Consider the following 20,335-nt stretch of genomic DNA (forward strand, 5'->3'; position numbering starts at 1 on the left):
GGGGACCCTTCCGATGACACAGCAAGGTATTACTGCGCCGCTTCCATTCGTGCTCCGGACCTCGGCAATCTATGCCATAGCGGCCGCTGCCGGCATCGCGGTGGCGAACATCTACTACAATCAGCCGATGCTGGGCCTGATCGAAGAGGCTCTCCCCGGTCAGGCTACGGGATTGGTCCCGACCGCTACCCAGCTCGGCTACGCCTGCGGCCTTTTCCTGCTGGTTCCACTTGGTGACATTGTCGAACGACGGCGGCTGATCGTCCTGCAGTTCGGCTTCCTCGCTGTCGCGCTCGTGCTGGCCGCCCTGGCGCCGAATGCGCTGTTGATCGTCCTCGCTTCTCTCGTCGTTGGCCTGTCGGCCACTGTCGCCCAGCAGATTGTTCCGCTGGCGGCGCATCTGGCTGCTCCCGAGCGGCAAGGGGCAGTCGTGGGTACGGTCCTGGCCGGCATTCTGACCGGCATCCTGCTGAGCCGGACCCTAGCAGGTTTCGTAGCGACCCATGCAGGCTGGCGGGAGATGTTTTGGCTGGGCGTGCCGATGGCGCTTGCCGCGGGCGGGCTGATGGCACTGGTCCTTCCGCATGCTCCGCCGGAATCGGAGCTGAGCTATGGTCGGCTGCTGAGTTCCATCTGGGATCTGTGGCGCGAATTCGCGGTGCTTCGGCTGGCCGCAATCACGCAGGCGCTGATTTTCGCGGCATTCACCGTCTTCTGGACCGTGCTCGCCTTCCGGCTGCAGGCGCCGCCCTTTGGTTTGGGTGCCGACATCGCCGGCCTGTTCGGCATCGTCGGGGCGGTCGGCATCTTCGCCGCGCCGCTGGCGGGGCGTTTCGCGGATGCTCGGGGGCCGGCGCCTGTTGTTGCGATGGGGGCCATCGTCACTCTGGTTTCGTGGATCGTCTTTGGTGCGTGGACCTCCTTGGCCGGGCTGGTGTTCGGCGTGGTGCTCCTCGACTTCGCCATGCAATCGGCACTCGTGTCGAACCAGCACATCGTCTTTGCGCTGCGGCCCGAGGCTCGGGCTCGGCTCAACACGGTCCTGATGGGAGCCATGTTCTTCGGGGGCTCGATCGGCTCGGCCAGCGGCATGGCCGCCTGGCAGTTCGGCGGCTGGCCTGGGGTGGTCGTCCTCGGTTTGATTTTTGGCGCCATTGCGACAGCGATGCAGTTTGCCTGCATTGCCCGCAGCCGCAGCCACACGACCGGCTCCTGAAGCCTTCGCCGGCATCAACCGCGCCGCAGGGGCAAGCAGAGCATGCGTCTCAAAACCATTCTTAGTATTGGCATCGCCTTCGCCGTCAGCGCTGGAGCTGGCGCACTGGCCTATGCTTGGCGGTTCGAGATTGCTCCGATCGAGACCCCTGCGCCAGCCAGCTTCGAAGCGGCGACGATCGCCAAGGGACGCGATCTTGCTCTCATCGGCGACTGCCAGACCTGCCACACGACACCGGGCGGCCGCATCTTCGCCGGCGGCCTAGCGATGCCGACGCCGTTTGGCACCATCTATTCGACCAACATCACGCCGGATCGCGGCACGGGAATCGGCTCCTGGTCCCGGGAGGCTTTCACGCGAGCAATGCGCGAAGGTGTCGATCGGGAAGGGCGGCACCTCTATCCGGCGTTCCCCTACGACCATTTCATGCTGACCAGCGATCAGGATCTCGAAGCGCTATACGCCTTCTTCATGACGCGCGAGGCGGTCAGCGCACCGACGCCCGCCAACGAGCTGCCATTCCCGATCAATATCCGCCTCGTTCTTGCCGGCTGGAAATTGCTCTTCTTCAGCCAAAGGCGGCTGCAGCCCGACCTTGCGAAGGACGCGCAATGGAATCGCGGGCGCTATCTCGTCGAAGGTCTCGGCCATTGCGGTGCCTGTCACACGCCGCGCAACCTCATGGGGGCGGAAGTCCAGTCCCGCGCTTTCGAAGGCGCCCGGGTCGAGGGCTGGCTGGCCTACGGGCTGGGAAAGGCATCGAAGGCGCCGCTGCCGTGGACGGCCCAGGCATTGGAGACCTATCTGGCTGAGGGCTCCCACCCGGATCATGGCGTGGCTCGGGGGCCGATGGCGCCGGTGACGGACAACCTTTCTCTTGTGCCGCGCGAAGAAGTCGCCGCAATGGCCGCCTATATTGCCGCGCTTGCACCCGCGGGCGCACCTGTTGCCAAACCGACTGGCGTCGCGCAGCTGGCTCTTGCGCAATCGGCTGGTCTGCAGATCGCGACGCCTCCGGACATGCCTGGAGCGGGAGCCCGCCTCTACGCCAGCGCTTGTGCTTCATGCCACGACGCTGGGCGCAGCCTGCCATTAGGAGCGGTATCGCTCGCAGCTTCGACAGCGCTGGCGGGGGAGGGGCCAGAGAATCTGGTGAAGCTCGTTCTGAACGGAATTCCCGCTGCCGGCGGTGCCAAGGCGCCGATCATGCCGGGCTTCGGAGCCGTCATGACCGACGAGCAGATTGCGGCTCTGGTGAAGCGCCTCCGCAGCCAGGTCGCAACGCGTCCGGACTGGCCCGATCTGCAGAAGGTCCTTCGAGAGGCGCGCCGCGAACTCGCGCGCCATCAGGCGAAATGAGGAGGCTGGTATGGCCAATGTCACAATCAATGGCACCAGTCACGCGATCAAGGCCGCGCCTGATACGCCGCTGCTCTATGTCCTGCGCAACGAGTTGAAACTCAATGCGGCGAAGTTCGGCTGCGGACTCGGCCAGTGCGGAGCCTGCACCGTAATCGTTGACGGCGAGGCCGTATTCTCCTGCGTTACCCCGGTCGAGCTGGTCGAGGGGCGTTCCGTGACGACGCTGGAAGGGCTCGGGTCCAGGGAAAATCCCGGGATTTTGCAGCAAGCTTTTATCGACGAGCAGGCGGCCCAGTGTGGCTACTGCATTCCCGGCATGATGATGCGCGCGCAGGCGATGCTCCAACGCAACCCACGGGTATCGGATCGGCAGATCCGCGAAGAGATGGAACCGCATCTGTGCCGGTGCGGCACGCATATGCGCATCCTCCGCGCTATCCGTCGGGCGGCCGACCGGGTGGCCGGGACACTCGTGCCGTCGGCGCCGGGAGGCCGGTCATGAACGCGATGCTGTCACGCCGCGCTGTCCTCGCTGGCGCCGGCGCACTGACCCTGGCGTTCAGTTGGTCCGCTGCGCGGGCGCAGACCGAAACCGGGAAGGGAGAGGGGCCAACAAAGCGAGGTCTCCCTGGCAGCCTCGATGACACGCCTCGGCTCGATGCCTGGATCCGGCTCGATGCCACTGGCTCCGTGACCATCCTGACCGGCAAGGCCGAACTCGGGCAGGGCCTCAAGACGGCTATTCTCCAGATCGCCGCGGAAGAGCTCAAAGTGCCCTTCTCATCGCTCGGTCTCGTCACTGCCGATACCGGCCGAACAGCCGATGAAGGCTATACGGCAGCCAGCCATTCAATTCGCGATTCGGGCACTGCGATCCGCAACGCCGCCGCCCAGGTGCGGGAAATCCTGATTGCCGAGGCCGCGCGACGGCTGACCGTCTCGCCTGAAACGCTGCGTGCGGCCGAAGGGGCCGTTCTCGGTCCAGGGGGAGTGCGCCTGAGCTACGGAGAGCTGGTCAGTGCTGAGTTGCTGCAGGTCGAGGCTCGACCCACTTCGAAACTGACACCGACGGCCGACTTCACCGTGATGAACCGGCCGGTCGCAAGGATCGACATTCCGGGCAAGGTCACGGGCGGCGAAGCCTATGTGCAGGATCGTCGCCCAGACGGCATGCTCCATGCCAGGATGATCCGGCCGCCGAGCTATGACGCCGAAATTGCTCGGCTGGATGCCACTGCCGTGGAAGCCATGCCCGGGGTTGTGAACGTTTTCCGCGACCGCAATGTCCTTGCCGTAGTAGCGGACGACGAATGGACGGCCATTCAGGCCATGCGCCGCCTCTCGCCACGCGTCGCGTGGAAGGAGCAGGCGTCGCTGCCGGATGCGGCGAATCTGGGCGACGCTCTGACGGTCCTTCCATCGCGCGACACCGCCATCCTCGAGGTGGGAACGCCGGGTGGGGCGGGAACTGTCGTCGAAGGACGCTTCGTACGCCCCTATCTCGCGCATGGCTCGATCGGCCCATCCTGCGCCATTGCCGAGGCGCTCGACGGCGAGGTGACGATCTGGACGCATACCCAAGGCGTCTATCCGCTCCGCCAGGCCATCGCGGGAATGCTGAAGCTGCCGCTCGACAAGGTTCGATGCATCCATGTCGAGGGCGCGGGCTGTTATGGTCAGAATGGTGCGGACGACGTTGGCGCCGACGCCGCCCTGATCGCGATGGCTCTGCCGGGACGCCCGATCCGCGTGCAGTGGATGCGTGAGCAGGAACATGCCTGGGAGCCTTTCGGGCCCGGCATGGTGGCCGCGGTGCGCGCCGTGGTCGACGGCAGTGGCGCCGTCACGGACTGGCACAGCGAGGTTTGGAGCCAGTCCCACATGATGCGGCCCGGGCCGCCGGGCACGCTGCTGGCTGCCCGGGACAAGAGCGATCCGGCTCCGCCGGCTCCGCCCGTCGCCCTCGCGCAGCCGGAGGGAGGTGGCGATCGCAACGCGATCCCGCTCTACCACTTCCCGAATGCGAAGGTGGTCCATCACTTCCTGCCGGAGATGCCGTTGCGCGGCTCCTCGATGCGTTCCCTCGGCGGCTATCTGAACGTCCTGGCCATCGAGAGCACCATCGACGATCTGGCTCATGCCTCAGGGCAGGATCCGGTCGCATTACGCCTGCGCCTGCTCACCGATGATCGCGCTCGGGCCGTCGTCGAGAAGGCAGCTATGGATTTTGCATGGAAGGCGCGACCGCGACTTCCAAAGGGAGGCGGCTACGGCTTCGGCTTTGCCCGGTACAAGAACCTCGAAGCGTATTGCGCCGTCGCGCTGGAAATCTTCGTCGACCCTGAGGCGGGCGAGGTCCGCATCGTCCGCGTCAACGCGGCTACCGACACCGGAGAGGTCGTCAACCCGGATGGTGTCAGGAATCAGATCGAGGGAGGGATCATTCAGTCCGCGAGCTGGACGCTGTTCGAGGAGGTGACGTTCGATCGCAAGCGCATCACGTCGTTCGACTGGTCGTCCTACCCGATCCTTCGGTTCTCAAGCGTTCCGGAACGGTTGGATGTCGCGATTATCGACAGGCCCGGCGCACCGTTTCTCGGCGTGGCGGAGGCGTCGCAAGGCCCAACGGCTGCGGCCCTGGGCAACGCCATTCGTGACGCAAGCGGTCAAAGATTGCGGCAATTGCCGTTCACTCCGGCCCGTATTCGGGCCGCCTTCGGACGGTGAGCGGACGAACTATAGCTGGCGAGCCATCACCGACGGGCATGGCCCAGTACGTTCTGCCGAGCTGGCGTCCGCGCCTCCTCTCACGTCCGCTGCTCCACGCATTGATCGTCGTCGCCAAGTACTGCTGGGCTGGACGATCGCGACGCAATCTATGCCTTCAAGCGACCGCTATCGTCGCTCTGTTCTGCTGGCTGCTTGCGGCCTTCGTCCCAAAGCCCCCCGGCCGCCCGCTGCAACGGTGGTCTCGTGAGGGCGTCTCACCCTGTAGCGGCACCGAGCCCTGGACGGCGAAACCGTCCGTTGGGCCATCCCGTGTCGGGATTTCATAAGTTGGAGAACCCTATGAGCAGCCAAACCGTGGGCAATGCCGCGCCTCGTGCCCATCAAATGTTTCCTGTGTTGACGCACGATCAGATCGAAACGATGCGTCGCTTCGCCAGTGGTCCGCCCCGGCGTTTCACTTCCGGCGAGCCGGTCTTCACAAGCGGGGATCGCGACGTGCCGGTCTGGCTTGTGTTGGCAGGCTCCATCGACGTCGTTCGGCGCGACGGCCTCGACGACGAGGCACCGATCACCACTCATCGTGCAGGCCAGTTCACCGGCGAGGTCAGTCAGATCGATGGGCGTGCGACAATTGCATCGGCCCGCGCTGGCAGCGACGGAGCCATGCTGCTGCCTTTCGATCCTCCCCATCTGAGAGCATTGATGATCGGGTCCGCGGAGGTCGGCGAGATCATCATGCGGGCGCTGATCCTTCGCCGCGTGGGGCTGATCGAGCAAGGCGGCTCCGGTACGATTTTGATTGGTTCGGCGCATGATGCGCATCTCATTCGCCTACAAAGCTTCCTGACCCGTGACGGCTATCCCAACCTGGTCATAGACCCGGTTACATCGGGCGAGGGGCGTAGTTTTGTCGAGAAGTTCTCCCTGCAGATTACAGATTTGCCGCTGGTCGTTTGTCCCAACGGCAAGCTGTTGAAGCGTCCGACCGAGCGGGAGGTAGCCGCGTGTCTCGGGATCATTCCGAAAATCGATTCGGAAAAGATCTATGATGTCGCCATCGTTGGAGCTGGCCCGGCCGGCTTGGCAGCGGCGGTCTACGGCGCGTCTGAGGGCCTTTCAGTCATCGTCCTAGACCAGCGGGCGATGGGAGGGCAGGCTGGTGCTTCGGCACGGATCGAAAACTATCTTGGATTTCCTACGGGCATATCGGGCCAAGCTCTTGCTGGCCGCGCTTTCAACCAGGCCATCAAGTTTGGCGCAGAGGTGGCGATTCCGTTGCGTGTCGAAACGCTACAACGGACTGGTGATCGCATTACTCTGGGGCTCTCTGACGGCGCGACGTTGGCGGCCAATACCGTGGTGATCGCGTCCGGCGCAGCCTATCAGCACCCGGAGATTCCTGGTCTGGCGCAATTGGACGGGGCCAGCGTGTCGTACTGGGCGTCGGCCGTGGAAGCCAGACTCTGCCGCGGCAAAGAAATTGCCCTCGTCGGGGGTGGAAATTCAGCGGGGCAGGCGATTGTGTTCCTTACGCCGCAAGTGAAGCGCCTTCACGTTTTCGTTCGCAGAGACCTGTCCGAAACGATGTCGCGCTATCTCATCGACCGGATTTCAGCGCTCCCGAACGTCGAGATTCATGTAGGAGCCGAGATTGCGGAATTGGACGTTAACGGGGGCGTGCTTTCCGGTGCGACCGTTCGAAATCGGTCTGACCATGGCCTGTCAAGATTCGGGATTAGCCACTTGTTCCTGTTCGTCGGCGCAACACCGCACGCAGGCTGGCTTCGAGATACACTGGCGACTGACGAGAAAGGCTTCATTCTCACCGGAGGTGAGGAGGCTTTGCCTTTGGAGACCAGCGTGCCGGGAGTATTCGCGATCGGCGACGTGCGCGCGGGTTCAACGAAGCGTGTCGCTGCAGCAGTAGGCGATGGAGCTGCGGTTGTTGCGCAGATTCACGGATACCTAGGAGCTTTGCGCGACAGGTAGTTAATCACGACGGTCTGTTATTGGCTTCCTTTGGTATTCTGCGGACCAAATGAACTGCAAGGCGTCATAACCAGACATTGGCTCGCGGCCATATAGCGGAGATCGGGCGCTTCCAGATTTAATTGCGCTCGGCCAACGAGTCGATGAAACCTCGTTAGCACGGCAGACTGGGGGCGCTTATGCAGAGAACCGACCTTGGCCCATAAGATGGTAGCCAGTTAGACTGCGGCCGCTACGCGCGTTGTGCCAGAGCTATCCGAAAAGTGCGGAATAAGCCTCTACATGTTACCTAGGGTTGTTTTCCCTTCTGTGCCGTGCACCATGAAATATATGGAGCGCTCAACCAGCAGGAGCGGGCTATGCGGGCAATACAGGTTCTCGCTTTCGGCTTCGTAACATTGGCGGGCCTTTTCTCATTCGGTGGCGAAGCGCGGGCCTGGGGCAAATTTGGTCATCTGACCATTTGCGATCTGGCGTACCGGAACTTCACAGACAAGGCGCGCGAGGAACTCAAAAAGCTCTTCCAGGTCGGCCGCGGCGGCATCGGTGTCAAAGGCCGCGGCAAAATGGATGACCGCCACTATACATCGTACAATGTCGGTTGCCTCGAAGAGGACGAGCTGCCGCGGAAGCACCCCGACGATCATTTCATCAATGTCAGCCGAGATACCAAGTCGATCACCAATAGCGCCTGTCCGGCCGCGGCCGACTGCATCCTTTCTGGGATCGGCCGAGATTTCGACACCCTCAGGGACACGGCCAGGCCAAACGAAGAGCGTGTCTTCGCACTAATGGCGCTGGGGCACTGGATCGGGGACATCCATCAACCGCTTCACGTCTCTTTCTCCGATGATCGCGGCGGCAACGGGATCGATGCTAAGATCACCGGCGGCAAATGCGGGAGATCGACCTATCGAGTCAAAAATCTGCACGGGATCTGGGACAACTGCCTGCTTGAAGCCGGCCTATTCGAGCGCGTTCGGAACCGGGCCGATTTCAGGAAGAGCTGGAGCAAGAACACCATCACTTACCGGGCCGTCGATACATTACAGGCCACCACCTCACTGGCGGAAGAAAAAGAACTCGTGGGGGGCGATCCAGTGAAATGGGCAAATGAATCCTTCGAGATCACTGTGATGCCTGAGGTGCGTTATTGCGTTATCGTCGCTGGCGTCTGTAAGTACTCGTCGGGCTCGGTACAGCTGGGGAATGGCGTTCCGAAGCGCTCCGAGCAGTTTGATCAGGCATACCTCGCCATGTTCTCGAAGACGGCCCAGAACCGCGTTAAGGCCGCCGGCTTCAGATTAGCTCACCTGGTAAATTTGGCGCTGGATCCGGCTTACACGGGACCGGTACAGGACAACCTGCAACCTTGATCGATATGAGCGCCGTCGCCGTTGGCTGTTGCGTACGGCCATTGTGTTTGAGATTTTGCGTTCGCGCTCGATCTTGCGACGACTTGCGCTGTTGCGTGGTGGCGGCGCCTCCGCCTTCTGGCTGACACGCCGGATGCACACAACCAACCTTGCAGATCCGGAATAGGATTCCGTGATTGCACGGATAACGTTCTACATCCTCCGACTGCTCTATCGGCCTGTGACCGGCATGCGCCATTAGCAGACTCTAGCTCTCTGGCCAAAAGCAGACGTCTTGAACGCGGTCGCGGCACGATCGGAAACGATCTAACTCGGAGGTTCGCGAGATCGGTCCTATGCAACCTAGTCGGGAGAGTTGCCAGGTCTTGGTGGGAGGCTAAACGGCGCTTTCGGGCAGCTGGGTAAAGGAAGTTTGTCCAAGCCATCGTTGGATACAGGATATCGGGCAAATCGATTTCGATCTTTCAGCATTTCGAAAGCGCGCCGCCATACCCTGATCGACCGTTAGCTTGGCGAGAGGCCGACGCTTGCCCACTCAGCGCGTGACCCGATCTTTCCCCGTGGACAGTGCTCTATTGAACGCTGTCCTGGAGCATGTGGACCAGGGAATTCTGATGGTCGATGCCAACGGCTATGTGGCCGTCTGCAATCAGCGCGCGATCGATCTGCTCGGCCTGCCACCCGACCTGATGCGTTCCAATCCATCTTTCGAGGCGGTGAAGAGATGGCAGATGGAACAAGGTGAATTTGGTACTGTCACCGAGGAGCTCCTCCGGGCCATCAAATATGAAGGGATACACGTAGAAATCCTGGACTACGATAGGCAGAGACCAGACGGCACGGTGCTGGAAGTTCGAACCAACCGCCTCCCCAACGGCGGAATGGTGCGCACCTTTACTGACATAACCATACGAAAAGCGGCCGAGAACGCGATCCGGGTGAGCGAGGAGCGCCTGCGGCTGGCTTTGCAGGCGAGCAGGATGGCTGCTTGGGAGCTGGATCTCGTGACGCAGTGGGTCGATCGCTCCGAGAATTCCATGGTGCTGCTTGGCATTTCCTCGGGACCGGCAGGCGATTTCATCAATAGGGTCCATCCCGACGACCGAGAAATGGTGACGGCCTTCTGGAGCGCCGTCAGGTCGGAAGGAAGTGGCACGGCCGAAGTGCGCTACCATTCTCCTGACGGCTCGCAAACGTGGCTTGCTCTCAGGGCCGAGCGAAAGGACGATAATCGACTCATCGGACTGACCTTCGACATCGCAGATCGGAAGGCCGCCGAAGAAGCCATCTGGCGAACCGCCAATCACGACCCGCTGACGGGCCTGGCGAACCGGGCGCTCTTCCAGGCTCGCCTCAACGAGGCGCTGACGAATGCCGGAATCTCTGGGACCAGCGTGGGGCTGTTACTGCTGGATCTCGACGACTTCAAGGATGTCAATGACACGCTTGGCCATGCGGTTGGAGACCTCCTCCTTCAGGAGGCGGCCCTTCGGCTCAGAAGCTTTGTCGGAGAAGGCGATACCGTGGCACGCCTCGGGGGCGACGAGTTTGCCATCATACTCGCCGATATTTCAGCGGGAAGTGAAGCAACTGCCCTTGCTACGGAAATCGTAGATGCTCTCTGTGCTCCCTTCCAGCACGAAGGACGAGCTCTTTCCACAACGGTCAGCATCGGGCTGGCAACCTTCCCTGAGCATCACCGCGATCCGGTCGAACTGATGAAGGACGCCGACATCGCGCTCTATCGCGCGAAGGAGCAGGGGCGCGGCCAAGCGGTTGCTTATACCAGTGCCGCCCGCGAGACGATGGAGCGTCGCGTCACCATCGCACACGACGTCCGCGAAGGGCTCGCAGCACAGCAGTTCGTTCCCTATTACCAACCGAAAGTGTCGTTGGTGACAGGCCGGATCGTCGGCTTCGAGGCCCTCGCGCGTTGGAACCACCCGACCAAAGGGCTCCTCTCGCCTGACTATTTTGGCTCGATGTTCGCCGAGCAGGCCATTTCGATTGCTCTGGGCGAGCAGATGATCCGCCAGGTCGCGGCCGATGTTCGATCATGGCTGAATCAGGGTCTCGAATGCGGTCGCGTCGCGGTCAATCTGTCTTCCGCCGAAATCTCCGACCCGAGACTCGCCGAGAGGATTATCCGCATACTGGAGGATACAGGTGTCTCCTCGGCGCATTTTGAAGTCGAAGTGACGGAAACGGCTTTCCTCGGGCGCAGAACCGCGACGGCGTCCTCCATCCTGAACAAGTTGCACGAGGCCGGCGTCTCCATCGCATTGGATGATTTCGGGACAGGCTTTGCGTCGCTTCTGCATCTGAAGCAGTTCCCCGTGGACCACATCAAGATTGACCAGAGTTTCGTGCGGAACTTGATCAGCGACGACAGCGACGCTGCAATTGTCGCCGCCATCGTAAGTCTCGGTCACGCTATGGGAATGCATACGACTGCGGAGGGGGTCGAAAGCTTCCCACAGGCCGCACGCCTGCGAGAAGCAGGGTGCGATTCCGCTCAGGGCTATTTTTATGCGAAGCCGCTGCGAGGGGAGATGGTGCCGAAGACCATTCAGAGTTGGTTCCCGACAGGCAAGCCAGAGCTTTGAGGGCGAAAATACGAAACCCGGGCCGGGTGAAAGCGTATTGCGAGTTTGCTATTGCTCGCCGCCCTCCCGGCTCCTAATCACCGATGGTGTGCGCCGCCACGTCGCCGCAGGCTAAACTTGCGCCATTTGCTGACGTTGGCGCACCATCCAGAAGCGGACATGTCTGGTTCAATGGCGTACCTGAACTCCTCACCTTCGTGGAGGAGCGCCCCCGCGAAAGCTAGCTTTGCTGGGCGGCGTCCTTCGGCAAATGGAGCGGGGCCTGGCACTGGCTAGGAAAGGTCGGCGCCACGACGTAGACCGCTTGGCAGCGAGCATGCGCGGAGCGCCCGGAGTGTCGTCGATCCAAGCGAACTACCCCGTTTGTGCTCGTTGTGGGCTTGGGCATATCAGCCTAATATCGCGACGGGCGCTGGGGTAACTCAGTGGGAGCATGACCATGTCTCACCGCGTGCCATTTACCACGGGTGATCTGACCGATCATCAATTGGGCGCTGATGACACTCTTGCCGGCGATCCGACCAGCACTGTTTTGATTGGCGACGCAGGCGGCAACCTGCTCGATCATTCCAAGGGCGGCAACGACACGTTCAGCGGGGGCGCCCCTGCCAACTACACCTTCTACGGTGACGCGGTCGGCAGGATGCTCGACCATGCTCAGGGCGGCAATGACTCTTTCAGGGGTGCGCTCAGCTCCACCAACACAGCTTACGGTGACGTGGGTGGCGACATGCTCGACCACGGCAAGGGCGGCAATGACGTTTTCACGGGTGGGGGCCTCTCCACCAACACTTTTTTCGGCGATGCGGGCGGCCGGATGTCCGGCCAGGCTCAGGGCGGCGATGATCGTTTCGTGGGCGCTGCCCTGTCCAACAACATCATCATCGGAGATGCGGGCGGCGATATGTCCGGCCATGCTCAGGGCGGCAGCGACAACTTCATCGGCGCCAGCAACCAGGCCAACAACGCCTTCTATGGCGACACGGTCGGCAGCATGTTCGACCATGCTCGAGGCGGCAATGACAGCTTCACCGGCGGCGGCCGCGATGCCGACAACAGTTTCTACGGTGATGCGCTCCGCGACATGTCGGATTTCGCCCAAGGCGGCAACGACGATTTCACGGGTGGCGGTGCCTTCAGCAACAACGTTTTCGCCGGCGACGCCGGGCGCAGCATGTCCGGCCATGCTCGGGGCGGCGACGACAGTTTCACAAATAATGGCGCCTTTTCCACCAACTTTTTCTACGGTGACGCGTTCGACATGGTCGACTTTGCCAAGGGCGGCAACGACACCTTCACCAGCGGTCCCGGCTCCAGCAACACTTTCTTCGGTGATGCCGGCCACAACATGTTCGGCCGGGCTCAGGGCGGCGATGACGTGGCGTTCTTTGCCGGCAATGAGGGCCTATCCGCACAGTTCGCGAATGCGGCCTATGGCGACGCGCAGACGATGTTCGGCGATGCTGCCGGCGGCAATGACCGCCTGTCGGGCGGCGTCGGTTCCGGGGATGTCGTCAACCAGTTCTATGGCGACGCGCAATCCATGCGCGAGGCGGCGAGAGGCGGCAACGATACGCTGACCGGCGGCAGCAACAGCGGCGGAGGCGCGGTGACGAACAGCCTCTTCGGTGACGCCGCAACCCTGTCAGGCTTCGCCAGGGGCGGCAACGATACCTTGATCGCCGGGACCGCAGCATCCGGATCCGCGGTCAGCAACGACATGTGGGGCGACGGACAACTGAGCGACCACGCGCGTGGCGGCGCCGATCTGTTCCTGTTCAAGGATTCTGGTTCGATGACGGTCGGGACCAATAACACCATCGAAGATTTCAGTCAGGCCCAGCATGACAAGATCGGGTTCAACGGTGTGGCGGGCGTACACTCCTTCGCTGATCTGACCATCGCGCAAAGCGGCTCCGACACCGTCATTACCGCCGGGGCGGATCAGGTTACGCTGCACAATTTCACGCACATGCTGACACATAGTGATTTTTTGTTCGCCTGAAAGCAAAGCGGGGTTTGCCGGCGGCTCGTTCAGCGGAGCGCAGCTGTCGGAAGTTCCGGGAAATCTTGCCTGTTGTTGGCCCCGGCGGATCTCTGGTGAGGTCCGCCGGGGCCATACGGCGGGCCCTGCCTGACCCGTTCACATCTGCTTAGGGATGGCTGCCTTGCTTCCCAAGCCCTCTTCCAATGCTGCCAGCGAGGCGTTGGCCTCCTGCCGCTCCGCCTTCCTGGCGGTCGCGCTGTTCTCTGCCCTGGTCAATGTGCTGATGCTGACCGGGTCGATCTACATGTTGCAGGTCTATGACCGGGTGCTGCCCTCGCGCAGCGTGCCGACGCTGGTCGCGCTCTCGATCATTGTCGCAGCCCTCTACATTCTGCTCGGCCTGTTCGATTGGCTGCGCCAGCGCATCATGAGCCGGATCGGGATCGTGCTCGACCGCCAACTCAGTGCGCCGGTGGTCGGCGCAATCCTCGGTACGAACCTACGCGGCGGGCCGGGCGGCATTCAGCTCTCACGCGATCTCGACAGCGTGCGCGGCTTTTTCTCGGGGCTCGGGCCGACGACGCTGTTCGACCTGCCCTGGATCCCGCTCTATGGCGGTCTGTGCTTCCTGCTGCACCCTTCTCTCGGCTGGACCCTGGTCGCCGGCGCGGCGATCCTCATCTTCATCGCCTTGCTGACCGAAGTGCTGACGCGTGGCCCGGCGCGCGAGTCGTCTCGCGTGGGTGCCGAGCGCTCGGCCCTGCTCGAGGCCGCCAGGCGCAATGCCGAAGTGATCGGCGCGCTCGGCATGGAGCGGCGCGTCGCCACTCTGTTCGACCGCATCAACGACCGTTACGTCGTGACCAATCTTGGCTCGTCCGATCTCGTCAGCACGCTCGGCACGATGTCGAAGACCATCCGCTTCATGCTGCAGTCGGCCATGCTCGGCCTCGGCGCCTGGCTGGTGATGAAGAACGAGGCCTCCTCGGGCGTGATGATCGCCGCCTCGATCCTGAGCGGCCGGGCGCTGGCACCGATCGAACTCGCCATTGGCAGCTGGCGGCCTTTCATCGGTGCCCGCCAGGCCTGGCAGCGGTTGAAGGCCGYGCTGGCGGAGCCGCGCGGCCATCCCTCCATCGCGCCGGACCGGCCGACGCAGCGGCTGGTGCTGGAGCATGTCTTCGTCGCGGCACCGGGCGCACAGAGCCCAATCGTGAAGGATGCAGGCTTTGCGCTGAAAGCAGGGCAAGGGCTTGCGATCATCGGCCCCTCCGCCTCCGGCAAGTCGACGCTGGCGCGGGCGCTCGTCGGGGTCTGGCCGCTGATGCGCGGCAGCCTGCGCCTCGACGGTGCGACGCTCGACCAATGGGCTCCCGAGCAGCGCGGCGGGATCATCGGCTACATGCCGCAGGACGTGCAGCTCTTCGCCGGTACGGTGGCGGAGAACATCGCCCGCTTCGATCCGGATATCAGCGAAGAGGCCGTTCTCGCCGCGGCCAAGGCGGCCGGCGCCTACGCCATGATCCTCGGCCTGCCCAAGGGCTTCGAGACGCCGATCGGCGAGGCCGGCAGCCTCCTTTCCGGCGGCCAGCGCCAGCATATCGCGCTCGCCCGGGCGCTCTACCGCGACCCATTCCTGGTTGTGCTCGACGAGCCGAACGCTAGCCTCGATGCTGCGGGCGATGCGGCGCTCACCGCCGCCATCGGCAGCGTGCGCGAGCGCGGCGGCATCGTGATCGTCATTGCCCACCGCCCATCGGCGCTCGCTGGCATCGACCTCGTCCTGATCCTGGCTGAGGGCCAAGTCCAGGCCTTCGGGTCGAAGGAGGAGATCCTGCGCAAGAGTCTGGCGGCTGCCCCCGCAGCGGCGGGCGCCGGCTTCCCGACTTCGAAGAGGATAGTGACAACCGATGCGCACGGCTAACGAGAACATGGCAGGTATGCTCCTGTCAGGTCCTGCGAACCGGAAGATCGCGCGCCGCCTCGATCCCCGCCGCGATATCCGCCAGGCGGCGATCGCTGGCGTCGCCATCATCGCCGTGCTCTTCGGCACAGTCGGGCTCTGGGCCGCGACCGCACCGCTGGCGGGCGCGGTCATCGCCTCCGGAAAGATAGTTGTCGAGAGCAATGTCCGCCGCATCCAGCATGCAGCCGGCGGCATCGTAGCGGAGATCCGGGTCAAGGACGGCGACCACGTCAAGGCCGGCGACGTCCTGGTCAGGCTCGACGAGACCCATGCCAGGGCAAGCCTGGCGCTGATCGAGATCGAACTGCGCCGGTTCCAGGCCCGCAAGGCCCGCCTCGAGGCCGAGCGCGACCGCAAGGCCGAGGTCGTCGTCCCAACGGAGCTGGCGGAGCGGGCCAGAGCGCCGACGGTGATCCAGGCGCTGGACAGCGAGCAGGCCCTATTCCGCACGCGACGCAGCGCGGCCGAGCTGCAGCGCTCGCAATTCCGCGAGCGCATCGCCCAGTCACGCGAGGAGATCAGGGGGATCGCGGCCCAGATCGAGGCGAAGCAGGCGCAGGCCGGCCTGATCAAGCAGGAACTCGACGGCGTACAGAAGCTCTACGATCAGAACCTCGTCGCGCTGTCACGGCTGACGGCGCTGCAGCGCGAGGCTTCACGACTCGCCGGCGAGCAGGGCAGCCTCATTGCCGACACGGCCCGGGTGAAGGGACGCATCGCCGAGATCGAGCTGCAGATCCTGCAGATCGACGAGGACCTACGCCGCGAGGTCACGACCGAGTTGCGCGATGTCGACGGCAAGATCGCCGATCTCTCCGAGCGGCGCATAGCAGCGGTCGACCAGCTAGACCGGACCGAGATGCACGCGCCGCAGGACGGCATCGTTCACCAGAGCACGGTGCACACGATCGGCGGCGTTATTTCGCCGGCCGAGCAGATCATGCTGATCGTGCCCGAGACGGACGGACTCGTGATCGAGGCACGCATCGAGCCGGCCATGATCGACCGGTTGCGCATCGGCCAGGCTGTAGTACTGCGGTTTCCTGCTTTCGACAGTCGCGCGACCCCCGACCTGGAGGGGCGCCTGATCCAGATCTCGGCCGACGCCTCCACCGACGAGAAGACAGGTGTCTCCTTCTACACCGCCCGTATCGGCCTGAGATTGACCGAAGTGAAGCGGCTCGATGGCAAGGTGCTGCTTCCGGGCATGCCAGTCGAAGCCTTCATCCAGACCGGCCTGCGCACCGCCTTCGTCTATCTCGTCAAGCCGATCGAGGACCAGATCGCGCGATCGTTCCGATACGATTGACGCTGAGCATGCTTCTGGGGGGACACATTTCGTTCTCGGACACGTCAATTTGGAAGCGAGCCGCGGAAGTAACGGCAGCGACCGACCGGCTGGCAGATCATTGAATTCTGTGGCGGCTGTTCGTTTACAGGCGACGACAGCCACCAGCGAGGCGATGACGGCCCAGTGCTCGCCGCCGCCGTCGCTGCCGGCGAAGAGCGCATTCTTGCGATTGAGCGCGATTGGTCGGATTGCGCGCTCGACCACGTTGGAGTCGATTTCGACGCAGCCGTCGTCGAGGAAGCGCGAGAGGCTGCCTGGAAGCGGACATGCTCGATGTCCGCCTTGGGCCAATTTGGCAAGTTCGGTCCTGCAATACGGACCTACCCGCTCTACGGATGCCTTCTCGTGTGCGGCGTCACGCCTCACCCAAATGGGGATACAAAGCGGGCTGGCGACCGGAAGCGGCAACCTCAGCAAGTTATGATCGGGACGCCTTAGAATCAAATTGGACGCCCGGCTCGGGCCGGGCGTCCAGAGGCAGATTGCGGAACTCGACCGACAATCGCGGCAACACTATGCCTCTCGCTTCAACTTCTGTAGCGGTACCCGATGGATGCCGCAGGGGGTTTGTGTAAGATACTGAAATATATTGGTAATTTATCGAAAGATGCCGCATCAATCTGCGCTTGTAACCCGAAGTGCTTCCTCAGTTTCCCGCTCAGGATATTGAGGCGGTTGCTGAGGCAAACAACAGGTACAAAAAAGCCTCCGGAAACCGGAGGCATGGCGACAGCACATTGGCCGTCGAGTTGGCTATTTAACGAGTTCGGCCATGCAATTCTCGACAGCGATCCGCTCGTAAAAGCTCGCTCGCACCTTCTCGGGATCGAAAGCGGGCCGAATTCCCTTCTCCCGCAATTTGTCTCCAATTTTCCGGAAGTAGATGCCGTACTCGTGGGCGAGCATATGGAGTGAGGCGAAACGATTGGCAAAACGATCCATGTCCTCCTCGGAAACGACGCGTTGCCTCCAGCGGGTCTTGGGATTGATCACAGTACTGACGGGGATCACGCCCAGGTTGATCAGGCTCTGAACAACCGCAAAGTCGGTTTTCAGTTTTCTCTCGACTTGCTTCAGCGAAAGAACGCCTTTGATCGTTTTGTCGAGCAGGGAAAGAATCTCGTCTGGGTCAACCATGATGGATGAGAAGCCGGATACTTCCGGCCGAAACCGCACCCGCTTCGCTTTGCAGCTCAAAATGAGTTCGACTATCTGGACAGCGGTGCACCCCACTCGCGTCGCGGCGGCGGTGATGTGCTCATATCCAGAATCGCTCGGCTCGATTTTGATTGCGTCCTTCATCAGGCGTTCAAGGAACAGGTCCAAATCTCGCTTGGCGAAAGCATGGTTGAACGTTTGGTCGCCGCCACCGGCCACGAAAGGGCGGAGATGTCCCGCTTCAAAGAGCGCCCGCTCTATGTGGCGTGGAATGTTGAGGTACTGTCCTGCCTGCTTCAGCGGCATTTCTTCCGAAATGAGACAGAGAAGGTCGCGTGCCGCATCTGCTTCGAAGAGGATTCGGTCGTCGGTCAGAGCCAACTGCTCGTCTGAAATGTGCCCGGCAGCGTGAAGTAGCTTCCGCAGCCGCTTGCGATGGCCTCCATATTCCTTTGATGCCGATCGAACCGAATGAAGGCGTCTTGCTGCGACTTCTCGGCCGAGGATCATATCGCCTGGGCCGAATGGGAAGGTCTCGATGACGTGCTGCCGGAAGATCTCCTGGACTGGAAGATATGCGGGATCACCGAGCTGTTCCCCCAGCCACTTATGGAGCCTTCCGAACAAAGAGCTAAGGCCCCAGTCGCCTCCTTTTTTCGCGGCGGTGTTCGCCTGAACTCGAACCAGTAGGTCGCGAACCCCCATCTCGCCAGCCTCTGCAATCTCAAACCCTGCTGCGCCGGCCTCATACCAATCGTTATCGTTGAAAGAATCGACCTTCACATTGATGCCGCCGATAGCTACGGCGCCCAGCTGTTCGCAGGTCGTCGCGGCGGCGTAGAAGGGCAGGGCGCCGAGCAAGCGCAATGTTGGGAGTTCTTGGCCACTCATGCGATCCGACAGGTAATCTTCCAGCCGCGATGGCTTTCGACGGGGCGCTTGGTCCGTGACGCGTGCGAGCTCATCGAGCGCGGGCTGGACTAGCTGGGCGAAGTCATGAAAGCGCTTAGGCGTTCTTTCGTCCGATACAACAACCAGTCCTACGCCGTGCACCCGGCACGTCCGGAGGGGCTCCACGATCCACTGCAGCCTACCGTAGGCCCGGCAGGACAGTGGCCCGTGCCCCACCTCAATGTCGCTCGAGATGCAGTGTGGGCAAACCCGCACCTTCTTTCTGCTTAGCACCTCTTTTGTGAGTGTTTGGCCCCGGACGGAGTAACGAAGCCGTCCTTGGTGCACGGTTGCATTTGCCTTGAGGACGGCCTCATCCGCCCTGCAACGATGAGCGAGCCGCTGAAGCGCTATGCCGTCTCCATCCACAACGCCCTGGAACTCAAAGCCTGCGTCCTTGCAGAAGTCACGGGCAGTGCGGCCGACCAACATGGCGTTGCGGGAGCAAAGGCTCATCGGCGTTTCACCGACGCCCTGGGCGACGGTCATTCGAAGGGGCAGCTGAGTCACTTGTTTCTCTTGTCGCGGGGAGCTTTGAATTTGGCCGGGCGGTCATTTCCGTCCTGGCTCTCGCATTGGATTTTGCGCTTGAGGACGCTTCGCGGATCGATCAGGTGCCAGTCGGCAATCGCGGCGTTGAACACGTTGTCGGCGGGCAGACAGCCGGTGCGGGCAGCGAACGCCGCCGCGAAATGCTCCATGCCGAGGGATCGCGACTCCTGCAGAAGCGCATTCCAGATTGCGTCCTGGACGAACTCTATCGCTATGCCGAGCCGATAGATGGAGGCATGGAGAAGGCGAGCGATGAACTCGTCATCCTCCAGGGCCTCGATGGATAGTGCGGCCTTTTCGCCGCCGAACGACCTAAGCAAATGTCGGATTAGCGGAGCATCCTTCGCCAGATCCAGGTCCTCGAACACGACAAAGCGTGTACGCCGCCACACCTGCTGATCACCGTCCTCTCCAGGATTGTCATCGCCAGAGAGCATCGACGTGATCGACGGAAGACCAGATAGGATTAGCCAAACGGGCCATCGCGGGCTTTGCATCAGTCCCTTCAGAGTGTCCTGCACCTTTTCGATTTCCACGACGTTCCTGGACTGCTGGACGTGCTGGAGCTCGTCGATATGAAGGAAGCGAATGCCGCGGAGCTCCAGCTGATGGCGAACCAGCTCCCAGACGACATTTTCCTTCAGCTCCCTGTCTGTTGTGTACTGGATCGCGTTCAGAACACTCATCCCCAGCAGCCTGAGCGTGCAGGGGGAGGGAGCCGTGAGCGAGATCAACATGCAGTCGGAATTCGGGTCGCCGTAGCCAGCGAACTCCTCTCGCTTCAGAAAGTGCCGCTCGAGCGTTCGCGATTTCCCGGACCCCGAACCGCCAATGATGGCTAGGGCGCGCCCTTCCTTGAGACGCCCCACGCAGCGGGCTGAGCCCGCTGCGGTGGCATCCTCGGCCAGGAGAAAGCTATCGAAAATTTGGTCGATCTCAGCATTTACCACTCGGTCACGCGCAGTGCCGAAATAGGCAGATGAGATGCCGACCATGACCTTCCCACTGTTTGTGCGCCGCCCCGATTGGAGGCGGCGCATACGGCTGACGGGATCTTCGCGGAGAGCGGTGGTGATCTTGGTTTCGCCCAT

12 protein-coding genes and 1 pseudogene are annotated in these 20,335 nt (G+C 62.4%); 10 read left to right on the forward strand and 3 right to left on the reverse strand.

What is annotated here, in order from left to right; genetic code table 11:
• Positions 1 to 13: 13 nt before the first annotated feature.
• From AC1DNE_RS04210 to AC1DNE_RS04255, 10 genes are all read left to right on the forward strand, one after another.
• On the forward strand, positions 14 to 1,216 hold the full coding sequence (locus AC1DNE_RS04210; RefSeq protein WP_441473364.1) for an MFS transporter: 1,203 nt from the start codon (positions 14 to 16) through the stop codon (positions 1,214 to 1,216).
• Between the two features lie 42 nt (positions 1,217 to 1,258).
• A complete protein-coding gene (locus AC1DNE_RS04215) occupies positions 1,259 to 2,575 on the forward strand; it encodes a c-type cytochrome (protein WP_441473363.1) in 1,317 nt (438 codons plus the stop codon).
• Between the two features lie 10 nt (positions 2,576 to 2,585).
• Positions 2,586 to 3,080 carry a (2Fe-2S)-binding protein gene (locus AC1DNE_RS04220; RefSeq protein WP_441473362.1) on the forward strand — a complete coding sequence of 165 codons (495 nt, stop codon included), beginning with the start codon at positions 2,586 to 2,588 and terminating at the stop codon, positions 3,078 to 3,080.
• Positions 3,077 to 5,305, forward strand: coding sequence for a xanthine dehydrogenase family protein molybdopterin-binding subunit (locus AC1DNE_RS04225; RefSeq protein ID WP_476766215.1), 2,229 nt, complete (start codon positions 3,077 to 3,079; stop codon positions 5,303 to 5,305). The genes AC1DNE_RS04220 and AC1DNE_RS04225 overlap by 4 nt, the downstream gene beginning before the upstream one ends.
• A 342-nt stretch (positions 5,306 to 5,647) precedes the next feature.
• Positions 5,648 to 7,297, forward strand: coding sequence for an FAD-dependent oxidoreductase (locus AC1DNE_RS04230; RefSeq protein WP_441473361.1), 1,650 nt, complete (start codon positions 5,648 to 5,650; stop codon positions 7,295 to 7,297).
• A gap of 359 nt (positions 7,298 to 7,656) precedes the next feature.
• A complete protein-coding gene (locus AC1DNE_RS04235) occupies positions 7,657 to 8,673 on the forward strand; it encodes a S1/P1 nuclease (RefSeq protein ID WP_441473360.1) in 1,017 nt (338 codons plus the stop codon).
• A gap of 560 nt (positions 8,674 to 9,233) precedes the next feature.
• Positions 9,234 to 11,279, forward strand: a complete 2,046-nt coding sequence (locus AC1DNE_RS04240; RefSeq protein ID WP_476766213.1) for a putative bifunctional diguanylate cyclase/phosphodiesterase — start codon at positions 9,234 to 9,236, stop codon at positions 11,277 to 11,279.
• Positions 11,280 to 11,718: 439 nt separating this feature from the next.
• Entirely contained in the window at positions 11,719 to 13,284 is a 1,566-nt protein-coding gene (locus AC1DNE_RS04245; protein ID WP_476766212.1) for a hypothetical protein, read from the forward strand.
• Between the two features lie 154 nt (positions 13,285 to 13,438).
• The gene (locus tag AC1DNE_RS04250; protein ID WP_476840920.1) at positions 13,439 to 15,190 is read left to right on the forward strand and encodes a type I secretion system permease/ATPase; all 1,752 of its coding nucleotides are present in this window, start codon (positions 13,439 to 13,441) and stop codon (positions 15,188 to 15,190) included.
• A 7-nt stretch (positions 15,191 to 15,197) separates the two neighbouring features.
• Positions 15,198 to 16,541, forward strand: coding sequence for an HlyD family type I secretion periplasmic adaptor subunit (locus tag AC1DNE_RS04255; RefSeq protein ID WP_441473357.1), 1,344 nt, complete (start codon positions 15,198 to 15,200; stop codon positions 16,539 to 16,541).
• 141 nt (positions 16,542 to 16,682) lie between these two features.
• Here the strand turns inward: AC1DNE_RS04255 and AC1DNE_RS04260 are convergent.
• From AC1DNE_RS04260 to AC1DNE_RS04270, 3 genes and pseudogenes are all read right to left on the reverse strand, one after another.
• Positions 16,683 to 16,832, reverse strand: a pseudogene (locus tag AC1DNE_RS04260) (IS66 family transposase); the annotation flags it as partial.
• Between the two features lie 504 nt (positions 16,833 to 17,336).
• Complete coding sequence (locus AC1DNE_RS04265) at positions 17,337 to 19,202, reverse strand: TniQ family protein (RefSeq protein WP_476766211.1); 1,866 nt, start codon at positions 19,200 to 19,202, stop codon at positions 17,337 to 17,339.
• Positions 19,199 to 20,335 (reverse strand): ATP-binding protein, encoded by a 1,137-nt coding sequence (locus AC1DNE_RS04270; RefSeq protein ID WP_476766210.1) that lies wholly within the window; start codon positions 20,333 to 20,335, stop codon positions 19,199 to 19,201. The genes AC1DNE_RS04265 and AC1DNE_RS04270 overlap by 4 nt, the downstream gene beginning before the upstream one ends.

The organism is Allobosea sp. 05L423 (assembly GCF_056397745.1).

What these genes read in the sequence shown, in the direction of transcription:
- AC1DNE_RS04215 (WP_441473363.1), top strand. Translation starts at nt 1,259, where the DNA reads ATGCGTCTCAAAACCATTCTTAGTATTGGCATCGCCTTCGCCGTCAGC.
- AC1DNE_RS04270 (WP_476766210.1), bottom strand. Translation starts at nt 20,335, where the DNA reads ATGGGCGAAACCAAGATCACCACCGCTCTCCGCGAAGATCCCGTCAGC.
- AC1DNE_RS04225 (WP_476766215.1), top strand. Translation starts at nt 3,077, where the DNA reads ATGAACGCGATGCTGTCACGCCGCGCTGTCCTCGCTGGCGCCGGCGCA.
- AC1DNE_RS04210 (WP_441473364.1), top strand. Translation starts at nt 14, where the DNA reads ATGACACAGCAAGGTATTACTGCGCCGCTTCCATTCGTGCTCCGGACC.
- AC1DNE_RS04220 (WP_441473362.1), top strand. Translation starts at nt 2,586, where the DNA reads ATGGCCAATGTCACAATCAATGGCACCAGTCACGCGATCAAGGCCGCG.
- AC1DNE_RS04255 (WP_441473357.1), top strand. Translation starts at nt 15,198, where the DNA reads ATGGCAGGTATGCTCCTGTCAGGTCCTGCGAACCGGAAGATCGCGCGC.
- AC1DNE_RS04230 (WP_441473361.1), top strand. Translation starts at nt 5,648, where the DNA reads ATGAGCAGCCAAACCGTGGGCAATGCCGCGCCTCGTGCCCATCAAATG.
- AC1DNE_RS04235 (WP_441473360.1), top strand. Translation starts at nt 7,657, where the DNA reads ATGCGGGCAATACAGGTTCTCGCTTTCGGCTTCGTAACATTGGCGGGC.
- AC1DNE_RS04245 (WP_476766212.1), top strand. Translation starts at nt 11,719, where the DNA reads ATGTCTCACCGCGTGCCATTTACCACGGGTGATCTGACCGATCATCAA.